The organism is Nocardia caishijiensis NBRC 108228 (genome assembly GCF_001612825.1).
GTDB classification, from domain to species: Bacteria; Actinomycetota; Actinomycetes; order Mycobacteriales; family Mycobacteriaceae; genus Nocardia; species Nocardia caishijiensis.
Genome location: NZ_BDBE01000030.1, coordinates 215,821 through 229,776, shown reverse-complemented (window position 1 = coordinate 229,776; position 13,956 = coordinate 215,821). Strand labels below are relative to the sequence as shown.

Here is a 13,956-nt window from a genome sequence, read left to right as displayed (position 1 = left end):
TTACAGACCTCCTGTCAAGGTCACGCCGCCGTCGATGACGAGCAGCTGACCGGTGACCCATGCGGCGTCGGGTGAGAGCAGAAACGTCACGGCACCGGCGATGTCCTCGGGGACACCGAGCCGCTTCATCGGGTAGGCATCGGCGACCTGCTGTTCGCGGCCTTCGTAGAGCGCGGTGGCGAATTTCGTCTTCACCACGGCGGGCGCGACCGCGTTCACTCGGATGTCGGGTCCGAGTTCGACCGCGAGTTCCTGGGTGATGTGGATGAGCATCGCTTTGCTCGCACCGTAGAACCCGATGCCGGGCGCGCTGCGGATGCCCGCGATGGAGGCGACATTCACCACGGCGCCACCGTGTTCGGACATCCAGCCCCGGTGTGCCTGCTGCGTCCACGAGAGTGCACCGAGGCAGTTGACCTCGACGATCTTGCGGGCGGCGTCGAGGTCGAGGTCGATCATCGGGCCGAAGACCGGATTGATGCCGGTGTTGTTGACCAGCAGGTCGGCGCCACCGAAGGTGGCCACGGCGCGTGCGACGGTATCGGCCTGATGCTCGGTGTCGTCGGCGCGACCAGTCACGCCGAGAGCGTGCTCAGGTCCGCCGAGCTGGTCGACCGCCGCGTCGAGCGCGTCCTGTTTGCGCGCGGTGACAACGACTTTCGCGCCCTCGTCGACCAGCCGCTGCGCGATGCCGAGGCCGATGCCCCGGCTGGCACCGGTGACGATCGCGGTCTTGCCCGCGAATCGCCCGCTCACGACAGCCGCTCCAGCACCATCGCCATACCCTGGCCGCCGCCGACGCACATGGTCTCCAACCCGAACTGTTTGTCGTGGAAACGCAAGGAGTTGATGAGCGTACTCGTGATGCGTGCACCGGTCATGCCGAACGGGTGGCCCACGGCGATCGCGCCGCCGTTGACGTTGAGCTTGTCCGCATCGATGCCGAGTTCGCGGGCCGAGCCGATCACCTGCACGGCGAAGGCCTCGTTGATCTCCACCAGGTCGATGTCGTCGATCGTGAGACCGGCGCGGCGCAACGCCTGCCGGGAAGCCTCGATCGGGCCGAGGCCCATGATCTCCGGCGACAGACCCGACACTCCCGTGCTCACGATCCGCGCCAGCGGAGTGAGCCCGAGCTCGCGTGCCTTGGTGTCGGACATGACGACCAGGGCGGCGGCGCCGTCGTTGAGCGGACAGCAGTTGCCCGCGGTGATGGTGCCGTCGGGGCGGAACACCGGCTTCAACTGACTCACCGCGTCGAGGGTGACCCCGGCGCGTGGGCCGTCGTCGGCTGTGACGATCGTTCCGTCGGGCAGTGTCACCGGGGTGATGTCGGTGGCCCAGAAGCCGTTGGCGATGGCCTTCTCGGCGAGATTCTGCGAGCGGACACCGAATTCGTCCTGCTCGGCGCGGGTGATCCCGGTGTGCTGGGCGACGTTCTCGGCGGTCTGACCCATCGCGATGTACACATCGGGCAGGTCACCGCTCAGGCGCGGATCGGTCCACGTGGGTGCGCCCGCCTCGGCGCGCGCGGTGGTGCGGGCCAGCGCCTCGGCGAACACGGGATTCTTGGTGTCGGGCATGCCGTCGGCGCTGCCCTTGCCGAAGCGGCTCACCGTCTCGACACCGGCGGAGATGAACACGTGGCCCTCGCCCGCCTTGATGGCGTGCAACGCCATCCGGGTGCTCTGCAGGCTCGAGGAACAGTAGCGGTTCACCGTGGTGCCGGGCACCGCGTCCAGCCCGGCGAGGACGGCGACCACCCGGGCCATGTTGAACCCGGACTCCCCCGCCGGCTGTCCGCAGCCCAGGACCAGATCCTCGATCTGGGCCGGGTCGAGCGCGGGCACCTGTGCCAGCGCCGCGCGCACCATCTGGACGGTCAAATCGTCGGGGCGGAGGTCTTTGAGCGACCCCTTGCCCGCGCGCCCGATCGGGGAACGGGCGGCGGCGACGATCACGGCTTCCGGCATCGGAGCTCCTTTGCTGAATAAGCGCTTGCTTAGACGCATAGTGCTGCAGGTCGCACACCACCGTCAAGGGAACGCTGGTACCGCTCCCCTGTTAGCCACGTCACATCGACCCGCCACCGGGCGGCGACCGGCGAGGCGAGATAATGACGCGGAAATGACCGAAACCACCGAGCCCCGCGGCGACGCCACCCGCGCGCGCCTGCTCGAGGCCGCCATCGACGCCTTCGCCGACAAGGGCTTCAACGGCACGACCACACGCGACATCGCCTCGGCCGCCGGTATGAGCCCGGCGGCGGTGTATGTGCATCACAAGTCGAAAGAGGAGCTGCTCTACGTGATCTCACGCGCGGGCCACGAGCAGTCGCTCGCCCTGGTCCGCGCCGCCATCCGGTCGACCGATGATCCGGTACTCGCCCTGCACACCGTCATCCATGACTTCGCCGCGCACCACGTGCGCGGTCACACCCGGGCGCGGATCGTGAACTACGAACTGTCGGCACTCACTCCCGAGCACTACGCCGTGATCCGGGACCTGCGCCGCCAGATCGATCAGGAGATCCGCGATCTGGTCGAGCGAGGGGTGGCGACCGGTGCGTTCGACGTGCCCGATCCCCGGATGGCCGCGGTCGCACTGCTCTCGCTCGGCATCGATATCGCTCGCTGGTACCGCGACCGGGGCGACTGGAGTCCCGAGGACATCGCCGACGGCTACGCCGACATGGCCCTGCGCATCGTCGGCGCGCGGCGGCCGACTCCCTGACAGCTGTCAGTCCTCGCGGCGGGGCCAGTTGTGCGGGCCACCGGTGGGCACCGGGTCGTCGTGCTCGATGTCGGACAGACTCACACTGATCAGCACGAACATCGTGACCATGCTGACGATGCCGATCAGCGGACCGAGCAACTCGAAGGCATGCGCGCCCGCGGGCGGGGCGTGGCCGTGATGAGTCGCGTCGGCGTGCATGGCCGCCATGCCGGTGTAGTGCATGCCGCACACCGCGACGCCCATGATCATCGCGGCCCCCACCCGGGCGAGGAACCCCTTGACGCGCAAGGTGAACCACAGGGCGACGACCGAGGCGACCACCGCGATCACGATCGATACCGCGACGATGCGCGGCTCGTAGCCGATGTCGGCGTTGGTGTTCATCGCGTACATGCCGGTGTAGTGCATGGTCCCCACGCCCAGACCCGTCACGGTGCCACCGGCGACGAGCCGGGCGAAGGTGGTGTGCGGCCTGCTCACCATGAACAATCCGATTCCGACGACGACCATCGCCGTCACCGCGCTGAACAGGGTCAAAAGCACGTCGTAGCGGATCTCGGCGCCGCGGATCGAGAAGCCGAGCATCGCGATGAAATGCATGACCCAGATGCCGGTACCGCCGATCGCGACCGCCGCACCGATGAGCCACCCGGCGCGCCCCTCCTCCGAATTGCGTGCCCGGGCAGCGCATTGCAGGCCGAGCAGACACCCGACGAAGGACATGAAGTAGGCCAGCACGGGTGTGATCCAGCCATAGGAGAAATGATGTACATCGAGCACGAAGCGAAACCCTCGGTCCGTACCGCAGCTCCACTCCGGTACAACGAAATCCGACCGAGGGTGAGCTTACGGCGTCTCGAGCAAATTTCTGGCACACTCGAAGTGAACGGTGGGCGTGCCTTTCATCACAGTCGACAGCCTGAGGGTTTACTCGCAGCTAACTCGCCCGTATCCATCGCCGTCATCCGGTGACGGCTCCGTGCGCTGCCGAACTGACCAACTTGCGGTACTTGGCGAGCACGCCGGAGGTGTACCGGGGCGGCGCGGGTTCCCAGCCGACCTTGCGGGCCGCCAGATCGGCCGGGTCGATCTCCACGTCCAGGCGCCGGTTCGCCACATCGAGGACGATCGGGTCGCCGTCGCGCACGAACGCGATCGGACCCGCGTCGACCGCCTCCGGCGCGACGTGCCCGACGCACAGACCCGTTGTGCCACCGGAGAATCGGCCGTCGGTGAGCAACAGGACGTCCTTGCCGAGACCCGCGCCCTTGATCGCGCCGGTGATGGCGAGCATCTCGCGCATACCCGGCCCACCCTTGGGGCCTTCGTTGCGGATGACGACCACGTCACCGGCCACGATGCTGCCGTTCTCCAGCGCGTCCATCGCGGCGCGTTCACCGTCGAACACCCTGGCCGTCCCCGCGAACACATCGGAATCGAAGCCTGCGCTCTTCACCACCGCACCCTCGGGAGCCAGCGTTCCGTGCAGGATGGTGAGCCCACCGGATCGGTGGATGGGCCGGTCGAGCGGCCGGATGACATCACCGTCGAGGCCGAGTTCGATGTCGGCGAGGTTGTCGGCCATGGTCTTTCCGGTGACGGTCATGACATCGCCGTGCAGCAGACCCGCGTCGAGCAGCGCCTTCATCACCACAGGAATGCCGCCGACCCGGTCCACATCGGTCATCACGTAGCGGCCGAACGGTTTGAGGTCGGCCAGGTGCGGCACCTTGTCCCCGACCCGGTTGAAGTCGGCGAGGGTCAGGTCGACCCCGGCCTCGCGGGCGATCGCCAGCAGGTGCAGTACCGCGTTGGTCGACCCGCCGAGTGCCATGACCACGGTGATGGCATTCTCGAACGCCTCCATCGTCAGGATGTCGCGCGCGGTGATCCCCTTGCGCAACAGCTCGACGACCGCTTCCCCGGACCGGTGCGCGAACTCGTCGCGGCGGCGGTCGGGGGCGGGCGGTGCCGCCGATCCGGGCAGGCTCATGCCGAGCGCCTCGGCGGCCGAGGCCATCGTGTTGGCGGTGTACATGCCGCCGCACGCGCCTTCGCCAGGACAGATCGCGCGTTCGATGCGGTCGACCTCCTCGCGGCTGATGAGTCCTTTGATGCAGGCGCCGACGGCCTCGAAGGCGTCGATGATGGTGACGTCCTTGCCGTCGAGGTTGCCCGGCAGCGTCGACCCCGCATAGAGGAACACGCTGGCCAGGTCGAGCCGCGCGGCCGCCATCAGCATGCCGGGCAGGCTCTTGTCGCACCCGGCCAGCAGCACCGAGCCGTCGAGACGTTCGGCCATCATCACGGTTTCGACGGAGTCCGCGATGATCTCACGGCTGACCAGTGAGAAGTGCATGCCCTCGTGGCCCATCGAGATGCCGTCGGACACCGAGATGGTCCCGAACTCGAGCGGGTACCCGCCCGCCGCGTGCACGCCTTCCTTCACCGCGTCGGCCAGCCGGTCCAGCGACAGGTTGCACGGGGTGATCTCGTTCCAGCTCGACGCCACCCCGATCTGCGGTTTGGCCCAGTCCTCGTCCCCCATGCCGACCGCACGGAGCATGCCGCGGGCGGCTGTCTTCTCCAGCCCGTCGGTGACATCGCGCGAGCGGGGCTTGATATCGAACGATTCGGTGTCGGATGCCATGGCCCCCAGCCTACGACCCACCAGCGAAAACGCCGATGGACCACGCGCGCCGCCGCCGAGGGCAGCTCAGCGCGGAGCGGGGCACTGCCCTTCGTAGCGGGTGAGACCGAGGCCGTTGGCGCCTTTGCTGCGGCCGACGGGGCCGTTCTTGGCGGACCGGACCCAGGTGCCCTCGGTGTCGAGTACCGGCATGCGCTCGCTGAAAGCCCGGCTGTACCTGATGGTTCCGTCGACGGTGAGGATGCCGTCGCGGACATCGATGTGGGCGACGGTCGCCCAGAAGGAGTTCTTGCCGTTGCCGATGAGCACGGTGATCTGATCGGCGTCGGGACCGGGCGCACCGTCGGGACCGGGGCGGCCGTAGCGCACGCGGACGCGGGGGCGGCCGAACGTGTCGATGGCGCCCGCGCCGTTGTCGACGGACTGGTAGACGTTGAGCAGCAGATCGCCGTTCTCGGTGGGACGAACGACCACCTGTTCGGTGGCAGGCAGGCCACCGGCGCCGGGTCCCCGGCTGTCACCCTGATGGTGGATGTAGGGCCAGGTGTTCAGGTCGCCTTGGTGACCCTTCTCGCCGCTCACCACGACATAGTCGCCGGTCAACTCGTTGCGGCAGAAGAAGTACACGTCCAGATCGCCGGTGCCGAACGTGGTCGCCGTGCCCGTGCCGTCGTACGTCGCGCCGCGTCCGTCCCATTCGAGGCCGACGGTGAGGACGTAGCCCGGGTCGCCCTTGCGGAGATCGATGGTTGCCCGTTTGTCCGGTGAGTCCTTGGTGAGCACCACATCGACTTTGCGCAGGTCGATGGCGGAGTTCTGCTGCGGCGCACCAGCTTGTGGTGCGACGACGGTCGCTGCGATCTCCGGCTCCTCCTCGTCGACGGTGATCCCGTGCTCGGTCGCGAAGGCAGCGAGCCCGGCGCTGTATCCCTGCCCGATCGCGTCGAGCCGCCATCCACTTCCCCGGCGGTACAGGGCGACCGCTTGCAGGACGGTCTCCGAATCGAGGTCCGTCGGTGCGAAACTCAGCGCCTGCCCGCTGCCGTTCACCGACACCCGCAGGCCCGCGACCTCGCCGAACCGGATCCCCTGCGCCTCCGTACTCCCGGCGATCACCACCCGGTGGATCTCCTCGGGCAGCGCGGAAAGGTCGACGGCCACCACGGCATCCGATTCGAGCCGGACACCGGCGGCCGCCGGGTTGTTGAAGAACACGAAGTCGGCGTCGGAGCGAACCGTGCCGTCGGCGGTCACCAGCACCGCCGACACATCCACCGCACCCGCGGGGCTGTCCAGGTCCAGCCGCACTGTGTACCGATCGTCGGTCAGGTCGGTTTTCGACCCCTTGGCCACCTCGACCACCGTCGCGCTCATGACGCCCGCTCCTTCGCTCGCCGGTCCTCGCCGTCGACGGCGAACAGTCCAACCGTACCGGCCCTCGGCGCCGCGCTGTCCGGTTCACCAGCATCGCCGGGCCCGCCCTTGGCCGCGATCACAAGATGTCGCCGGATCGCTGGCGAGCGTGTGCTCGCTGACGTTCACTGGTTCGCATGGACATCCGTGAGCTGATCGACCGCAAGTCGGGTCGCCGGGTCTCGGTGGTTGTCCCCGCCCTGGACGACGAGGACACCGTGGCCGGGGTCGTGGCCTCGGTGCGCCCGCTGCTCGGCGCTCTGGTCGACGAACTGATCGTGCTCGACGCCGGTTCGACCGATCGCACGCTCGCTCGGGCGCGAGCGGCAGGCGCGGCCGCGTACACCCTCGAAGAGGCGATGCCGGGAGTGCCACCGCGTCCCGGCAAGGGCGAGGTGGTGTGGCGGTCGTTGGCGGTGGCGACCGGTGACCTGCTGGTCTACCTCGACGCCGACCTCGTGGCACCCGATCCGCTGTTCGTTCCGACCCTGCTGGCGCCGCTGCTCACCGAACCCGGCACCGCCCTGGTGAAGGGCTTCTACCGGCGCCCGATCACGACCGGTTCCCGGGTCGACGCCGACGGCGGAGGCCGGGTCACGCAGCTGGTCGCGCGACCGCTGCTCACCGCCCTCGCGCCCGCGCTGGCCGAGATCGTGCAACCGCTCGGCGGCGAATACGCCGTCACCCGGGACTTTCTCGGCGATGTCCCCCTCGCGGGCGGCTACGGCGCCGAGATCGGGATCCTGCTCGACTGCTGGCAGCGCCACGGCCTGTCCGCCATCGCCCAGGTCGACCTCGGCATCCGCGTGCACCGCACCAGGACCACCCACGAACTGGCGGTGCTGAGCCGTCAGGTGGTCGCGACCCTGCTCGATCGGCTCGGCATCCGCGACTCCGGCATCGGCTTGGTCCAGTTCCTGCCGACCGAAACCGGTTGGCACCGAACCCCGTCGGAAGTCAGCCTGGTCGACCGGCCGCCGATGCGACGGGTCGTCACCGCGCACCGCGACATCGCCTGAACCCGCGCACAGCTGTGCCCCGATCGAGCAATCGACCGGGGCACAGGTGATTACGCGGCGACCAGCCCGAAGTCGAGCTTCACCAGCTGGTCGGCGCAATCGAAGTACCGGTCGTCGTGGGTGATCACGATGACGGTCTTCCCGCGCCGTTTCAGCTCGGTGAGGATTTCCCGGTAGAACACCTCACGGAACCTCGGCTCCTGATCGGCGGCCCACTCGTCGAACACATAGATCTGCCGGTCCTCGAGCAGCGCGGTGAGCAGAGCGAGACGTTTGCGCTGCCCCTGCGACAGGTCGACGGTCGACAGCCGCCCACCCTCGACACTCACCTTGTGCGCGATCTGCAGTTCCTCGAGATACCGCCGCACCTCGGCGTCGATCCCCGGCCGGTCGAAGCCCAGGTAGTCCTCGAACAGGTGGAAATCGGTGAACACCGCCGACGAGTTCTGCCGGAACCATTCGATGTTGTCGTGGTCGATCCGCTCCCCGTTGAGCGACAACGACCCTGTCCGTGGCACGTACAGCCCGGTGATGATCTTGGCGAGCGTCGACTTCCCGCTGCCGTTGCCGCCGACGATGAAGCTGATCTGCCCCGGCTCGAACGCCAGGTCGATCGGCCCGAGCCGGAACCCACCCGCACCCGACTCGTCGAGCCCGGGTGGCGGACCCAACGGCACCGGTCGCACATCGGTGGCGCCGTGGTCGACCCAGTTCTTGCCGTTCACGTCGGGACCGGCCGAGGGCCGTGCGCCCGGATGCGGCGGATGTGGTCCACCGGGGTGCCCGTTGCCTCCACGCGGCGGAACACCGGGACGGGGCGGGTGCGCGGGCATACCCTCGGGGTGCGCGCCGGGCGGCGGCGGTATCGGCGACGGCGCCTCCGAGCGGTAGACGTAGGTCACCTCCGACAACTCGAGTTTGGCCTGGCCCACCGGCGGACGCTCGGCGTAGGGCAAATCGTCCTCGTTGTGCATCGTCGTCATCGACAGGTTCATCGCCCGGATCTTGGCCAGCGCCACGTCACCGCGCAGCAGATCGGGAAGCCGATGCATGAAGTTCTGCATCGGCATCGCCAGGAACGTGGTGACCAGCACGTACCCGACCATCGTCTCGCGCGGCAGATCCAGGGCCGAGGCCAGGACGAACAGGATCAGCGCCATCGTCGCCAACTGCAACGTCTGACCGAACCCCTGCGCGTAGGAGAATTTCGATCCGGCGTCGGTGTTCTGGTCGCGCAGCGTGCCCGCCGAACCGAGCAGATGCCGGTCCATGAAGTCGCGGCGCCGACCACGATGCAGCTTGAGTTCCTTGATGCCGAGCGTCACGGCCTGGAACGAGCGCAACAGCGCGTCCTCGTTCTCCCTGGCCTCGCGGTAGATCGCCCGCACCCGCTTGAGAACCAGTTCGACACAGGCGATCCCGACCAGCGTGCCCGCGACGGTGACCGCGAAGATCGGCCCCGACACCACCGCGAGGAACACGAAGCAACCCACGATGGTCGCCACGTCGACGCAGATCGCCGGAATGGCGGTGACCGCCTGCGACAGCGAGCGCACGTCCTCGGTGAGCGTCGCCATCAGACGGTGCATGCCGAGCCGCTCGAGGTGTTCCAGCGGGGCGGCGACGATCCCGGAGCTCAGGTCGCTGCGCAACCGGTAGATGGCGTCCTGCGACAACCGGATGAGCAACACCTGCGAGAGCACACCGCTGACCAGGATGACCAGGCCGGTCAGGACGAAGCGGGTGACCAGGTCGTCCGGCGGCGGCTTCGGCGAGACCGCCGCGTTGATCAATGTCACCAGGTAGGTGTTGGCGGCGCCGCAGATCAGGCCCGCGACCACCACGGCCGCGATCCTGGCGGGCGACAGCGCGGCGAGAAAACGGAGCAATTGCATGATGGACTCTCAGCTGCGGATGACATCGAAAACGATGCCCTCGAGGGTGACACCGGGCGCGAACGAGAACGCCACCCCGGTGGAAATCGGTGCCGTCGACTCGGATTCGCGGATCATCCGCTCGAGCACGAAGATCAGCGACACGCTCAGCATGTTGCCGTGCTCGGCGAGCACGGCCCAGCTCGGTGCGGCCGATTCGGGCGCGATCCCGAGCGAGCGGGCCGACTCCTCGATGATGCGCGGCCCACCCGGGTGGATCGCCCACAACTCGATGTCGGCCTTGTCGAGTCCGTTGCGTGCCAGCACCCGCGACACCACCGGATCGACGCCACGGTAGATGTAGTCGGGCAGGCTCGTCGCGAGCTCGCAGGTGATGCCCGCGCCCTTCACCCCGAGCACGATGCCGTCCTCGGCGTCGTCGAACAGGTGGCTGAAGCTGTCGCGGATCACGACGCTGCCGGGCGCCAGCGGCTGATGCACCTGGTTGGCACCGATCACCACCGCGCCGCACCCGTCGCCGAAGAGGCTGTGGGTGATCACGTCGTTGACGTCGTCGTCGAACACCGCGTTCACCGAACTCAGTTCGATGCACAGCACCATCGATTTCTTGTCCGGATGCGCGCGCACGAAGTCGACGGCGGTCCGGATGCCGTTCATCGCGGCGGCACACCCCATGAAGTTCACGATCATCCGGTTGACCGTCGGCGAGAGGCCGAGCGCCTTGACGACCGCGACATCCACGCCGGGGGCGATGAACCCGGTGCTGGTCACGAAGATCAGCTGACCGATGTCCTCGGCCGGGTTCGCCAGGCCCGCCACCGCGCGGCGGGCCACGTCGACCGCCAGCGGTGCCGCGTGCTCGAAGAACAGATTCATCCGCTCCCGGATGGTGCCGGGCCGCCTGCTGAACTCGAGGAAATCGGGAGCGAGTGGATCGATCGCCAGATGTCGGGTGTCGATCCGCGTCTTCTCGTAGATCCGTGGAATGCGCTGCCGCTGCACCGGATCGGAGAACAGCTCCGCCACCCGCCCGGCGTTGACGGCCTGCTCGATCACCCGCTGCGGCGAGCCGGTGGCCACGGCCTCGATCACCCCGACAGTGGTCGGCGGCGTGGGCGGTAGCAGGTCGTGCCCGCGTGATCGACGCACACCTTCATCAATGGAAACAGACACGGGCACAATTCCTTTCGAGACAGTGGTAACGGGCAGCGGCCGGGTCAGACGGTTCCGATGCCGGTGAAGCCCTGCACCGTGTAGGTGACGCAGGTCTTCAACGCTGAGGGCGCGCAGTGTTCACGCACCAGCCCCCACCGGTTCTGCTGCGCCTCGTCCGAGGGTGCGAGCAGATAGGTCCGGCACAGCTTGGGGAGACGATCACCGAAGAAGCTCTTCGCGGGCAGCCACTGGACCCCGAACTTCGCGGCCTCCTCGCGCACCACGTCCTCGGAGGCGATGTTGGCGAAACCGCTGCGCTGGAACGGAAGAACGTGGTGCACCCGGTGCGAGCTCAAGCCCGCCGACAGGAAGCAGTCGACGTACTTGTTGCCGACCACGGTCAGGTCGTAGGCCTGTTCGAGCTGGTTGACGCCCCAGTCCTCGGTCTCGGTGTGCAACTCCTCGGTCGGTACCTCGAAGTCGTGACTGGCGACGACCATGAAGGTGCTGATCCACAGGGTGATCACGAATTGCAGTGCCCAGGCGAGCAAATCGCCCGCGACGGCGAAGGCCACGAACTCCGCGACCAGCAGGAACCGCATCCCGAACGACCCGATGAAGTGCGGCAGCGCTCCCCGCCAGGTGCCGTACATGTCCTTGATGCCGACCTTGCGGGTGAGTCGGCAGACGTCGAGCAGGCGAATGATCATGCCCGTCAACAGATGTCCGAACTTGTGCACCGTGTGGATCGGCACCCGGTACAGGCGCGGGACCTGCGTCATCATGGTGAAGACGTTCTTCTTGATGTCGACTTCACTCTGGGTGTGCGGGTGGTGCAGCAGGGCGTGACCGTCGGCGGTGACGAAGGACAGTGCGACATAGTTCATGTCGAAGGCGTTCACCGCGTACTTGTTCCAGCCCTTCTGCGCGCGGTGGATCGCGTAGTGGCCGAAGCCTGCCAGCGAACTGCGCAGCAGCACCATCGCGATCACGAAGACCGGCAACGGCATCCAACTGGTGTCGTAGAGCCGCAGACCCTGCACCGCGAAGTAGGCGAAGATCAGGAACGCGACCACGATGTCGAACGCGCGGTCCATTCGCTTCAGCCGCGCGGCCAGCTCGGGTTCCTTGATCCGGGCCTTCACCGCGTGCAACAGGTCGTTCTTGTCGTCGAACTTGTACTTCGGGGTGTCGTCCCAGCTGTTGAAACCCTCTTTGAAGAGGAAATCCGGGGCATTGTTCTTCGGATGGATATCCTCGGGCGTGGCATTACGATTGAGGCTGTAACGCTCGATCATCCGCGCGATTTTTTCCGGATCACGATGGTAGGAACCGATGATCGACGTGATGTCGCGGTTTTTCGTTCGGCCGATGAAGAATTCACCGCCCGGATGCTTGGAGATCCACTCGCTCAGGTCGTAGGCTTTACCGTTATACACCCACACGTTGTTGACCGGCGGCCGCCCCCCGGGGCCGGGTGGTGGCGGGAGCTCGCGCTCCTGTTCATCAGGTCGATCGTCGATCGTCATCAGTGCTTCCTTCGTGTCCGAACGGCGGTCGATGCGTGTGCCTGCCGACCAGCGTCCCGACACGTATAGTCCTTGCGGCGCCTTGCATCTCGCTGAAACTTTTCTTATCGGCCGACCCAACGACACACCGGTCCGGGTCGGCGGAGCGGCACGGTGTGCCGGATTCCGCGATCCCGGACCGGTGTGGGCTGTCGGGTGTGCGGGTGCGGATCAGCCTGCGGGCTTGACGATGTTCACCGGCTTGGCCCAGTTCGACAGGCCGACGGTGACCTCGCCCTGGTCCTTCTTCACCACGGCGCGAACGAGGTTGGGGCCCTCACCGGTGGAGGCGGCCTCCGACGGCTTGGTCGAGTCCGAGGCGGGCGGGGCGACGTCCTGGATCCACACGGTGATCGGCATGGTCCCGGCGTTCTGACCGATGCGGGGCACGATCGGGTCGATCACCGCGGCGTCGATGGTTCCGCTGACCTTGACGGTGTTGATGCCGTCGATGACCTCGCGAGCCTCGGCCTTGGGATTCTGGATGTTGGCGATCACGTTCGCGATGCCCTTGTCCTTGTCCAGGATGACGCCCGGATCGTAGACCTTCTCGGCCGGACCGGCGGGCACATAGCGGCCGCTGACCTCGGTGTACAGAACCTTGTCCACCACCAGGAACTTCGCCTCGGTGAACGGGTCCTCGGGCTTGATCTTGACCTTCGCCTCACCCATGGCGGCGCCCGAGCCCTGGGTCTCGTTGGTGACGTCCGACGACACGGTTTCCACTGGCAGGTCGGGCAGGTTCTTCACGTCGATGTTCAGGTGAACGGTGCGCAGGGTCTGAGTGGTCTTGGCCGACTCCTTCACGATCTGCGCGCCGTCGGGCAGCGCGCCGGTCGGCGGAGCCGCGGTGGTCGTCGAGTCGTCCTTCGTGCAGCCGGTGACGAGGGCGGCGCACAGTGCGGCGGCCGCGACGACCGCGGTCACGGCGGACCGGCGACGCGGGGTGCGGTGCGGTGTGATGTCGATCAAGGTTCATCCCCTGGAGATGGTCGTAATTCGCTTGGTGAGGCAGCCGAAGCTGCCGTCGCCTGCGACATACTAAGCAGACCATCGGACATCTCGCGCTCCCCCGGGGTGATCGTACCCGAGGATTGCATTTCGCGAGTTATTAAGCAGTGCTAAGGAATACGGCGCTCAGCCGTTGTCGGATATCCGCCGAGCGGCGCGTTTGCGACGCGAAGCACCCAGGTCGATGACATTCCGGTCGTGCTCGGTACCACCGCTCGCCTGCTGGCCCACCGCGGGTACCGGCCACGTCGCCGATTCGGCCTGCAGTTCGGCTCGGGTCACCGGTCGGGTCGGGGCCGGGTCGAAGGCGGGGTCCGGCAACCGGCGTCGGGGATCGGCGGCCTCCGAACGATGCCGCCTGGGCCGCCTGGGCAGCCGAACGACCTTCGCCGCCTCGCGCTCCCCCGAACCAGAACTGTCCTCGCTGCCCTTCACACTTCCTACTTCCGACGCAGCCGCTCCCGCGGCACGTCACCCGTATCCCTCACCGGCGACACCCCGAGCCTACC

At 67.4% G+C, this 13,956-nt stretch carries 12 protein-coding genes; 2 read left to right on the top strand and 10 right to left on the bottom strand.

Annotated features, from left to right (window positions below; all coding sequences use genetic code 11):
* Window positions 1-756, bottom strand: coding sequence for an SDR family oxidoreductase (locus NC7_RS14305; RefSeq protein WP_067983179.1), 756 nt, complete (start codon window positions 754-756; stop codon window positions 1-3).
* A complete protein-coding gene (locus tag NC7_RS14300) occupies window positions 753-1,973 on the bottom strand; it encodes an acetyl-CoA C-acetyltransferase (protein WP_067983177.1) in 1,221 nt (406 codons plus the stop codon). The genes NC7_RS14305 and NC7_RS14300 overlap by 4 nt, the downstream gene beginning before the upstream one ends.
* A gap of 154 nt (window positions 1,974-2,127) precedes the next feature.
* On the opposite strand from NC7_RS14300, the gene NC7_RS14295 reads away from it, so the two are divergent.
* Window positions 2,128-2,733 (top strand): TetR/AcrR family transcriptional regulator, encoded by a 606-nt coding sequence (locus NC7_RS14295; RefSeq protein ID WP_067983171.1) that lies wholly within the window; start codon window positions 2,128-2,130, stop codon window positions 2,731-2,733.
* A 6-nt stretch (window positions 2,734-2,739) separates the two neighbouring features.
* On the opposite strand, the gene NC7_RS14290 is transcribed toward NC7_RS14295, so the two are convergent.
* The 3 genes from NC7_RS14290 to NC7_RS14280 all read right to left on the bottom strand — a co-directional run bounded on the left by NC7_RS14290 (window position 2,740) and on the right by NC7_RS14280 (window position 6,760).
* On the bottom strand, window positions 2,740-3,516 hold the full coding sequence (locus tag NC7_RS14290) for an MHYT domain-containing protein (protein ID WP_067983169.1): 777 nt from the start codon (window positions 3,514-3,516) through the stop codon (window positions 2,740-2,742).
* A gap of 181 nt (window positions 3,517-3,697) precedes the next feature.
* The gene (gene ilvD / locus NC7_RS14285; RefSeq protein ID WP_067983166.1) at window positions 3,698-5,386 is read right to left on the bottom strand and encodes a dihydroxy-acid dehydratase; all 1,689 of its coding nucleotides are present in this window, start codon (window positions 5,384-5,386) and stop codon (window positions 3,698-3,700) included.
* Between the two features lie 66 nt (window positions 5,387-5,452).
* Window positions 5,453-6,760, bottom strand: a complete 1,308-nt coding sequence (locus NC7_RS14280) for a TerD family protein (protein ID WP_174550229.1) — start codon at window positions 6,758-6,760, stop codon at window positions 5,453-5,455.
* A 176-nt stretch (window positions 6,761-6,936) separates the two neighbouring features.
* Here NC7_RS14280 and NC7_RS14275 point away from each other — a divergent pair, with 176 nt between their 5' ends.
* Window positions 6,937-7,818, top strand: a complete 882-nt coding sequence (locus NC7_RS14275) for a glucosyl-3-phosphoglycerate synthase (RefSeq protein ID WP_067983164.1) — start codon at window positions 6,937-6,939, stop codon at window positions 7,816-7,818.
* Window positions 7,819-7,868: 50 nt separating this feature from the next.
* Here the strand turns inward: NC7_RS14275 and NC7_RS14270 are convergent, their stop codons facing one another.
* From NC7_RS14270 to NC7_RS29145, 5 genes are all read right to left on the bottom strand, one after another.
* The gene (locus tag NC7_RS14270) at window positions 7,869-9,713 is read right to left on the bottom strand and encodes an ATP-binding cassette domain-containing protein (RefSeq protein ID WP_067983162.1); all 1,845 of its coding nucleotides are present in this window, start codon (window positions 9,711-9,713) and stop codon (window positions 7,869-7,871) included.
* 9 nt (window positions 9,714-9,722) lie between these two features.
* Window positions 9,723-10,886: a type III polyketide synthase gene (locus NC7_RS14265; protein ID WP_067983160.1), complete on the bottom strand. Its 1,164-nt coding sequence runs from the start codon at window positions 10,884-10,886 to the stop codon at window positions 9,723-9,725.
* Window positions 10,887-10,930: 44 nt separating this feature from the next.
* A complete protein-coding gene (locus tag NC7_RS14260) occupies window positions 10,931-12,397 on the bottom strand; it encodes a fatty acid desaturase (RefSeq protein WP_157102002.1) in 1,467 nt (488 codons plus the stop codon).
* A gap of 210 nt (window positions 12,398-12,607) precedes the next feature.
* Complete coding sequence (locus NC7_RS14255) at window positions 12,608-13,399, bottom strand: LppX_LprAFG lipoprotein (RefSeq protein WP_084458522.1); 792 nt, start codon at window positions 13,397-13,399, stop codon at window positions 12,608-12,610.
* Between the two features lie 174 nt (window positions 13,400-13,573).
* Complete coding sequence (locus NC7_RS29145) at window positions 13,574-13,882, bottom strand: hypothetical protein (protein ID WP_157102001.1); 309 nt, start codon at window positions 13,880-13,882, stop codon at window positions 13,574-13,576.
* Window positions 13,883-13,956: the final 74 nt, after the last annotated feature.

Bases quoted from the DNA above. Each gene is read 5' to 3' on its own strand.
- NC7_RS14300 (WP_067983177.1), bottom strand. From the start codon at position 1,973: ATGCCGGAAGCCGTGATCGTCGCCGCCGCCCGTTCCCCGATCGGGCGC.
- NC7_RS14260 (WP_157102002.1), bottom strand. From the start codon at position 12,397: ATGACGATCGACGATCGACCTGATGAACAGGAGCGCGAGCTCCCGCCA.
- NC7_RS14270 (WP_067983162.1), bottom strand. From the start codon at position 9,713: ATGCAATTGCTCCGTTTTCTCGCCGCGCTGTCGCCCGCCAGGATCGCG.
- NC7_RS14295 (WP_067983171.1), top strand. From the start codon at position 2,128: ATGACCGAAACCACCGAGCCCCGCGGCGACGCCACCCGCGCGCGCCTG.
- NC7_RS14275 (WP_067983164.1), top strand. From the start codon at position 6,937: ATGGACATCCGTGAGCTGATCGACCGCAAGTCGGGTCGCCGGGTCTCG.
- NC7_RS14280 (WP_174550229.1), bottom strand. From the start codon at position 6,760: ATGAGCGCGACGGTGGTCGAGGTGGCCAAGGGGTCGAAAACCGACCTG.
- ilvD (WP_067983166.1), bottom strand. From the start codon at position 5,386: ATGGCATCCGACACCGAATCGTTCGATATCAAGCCCCGCTCGCGCGAT.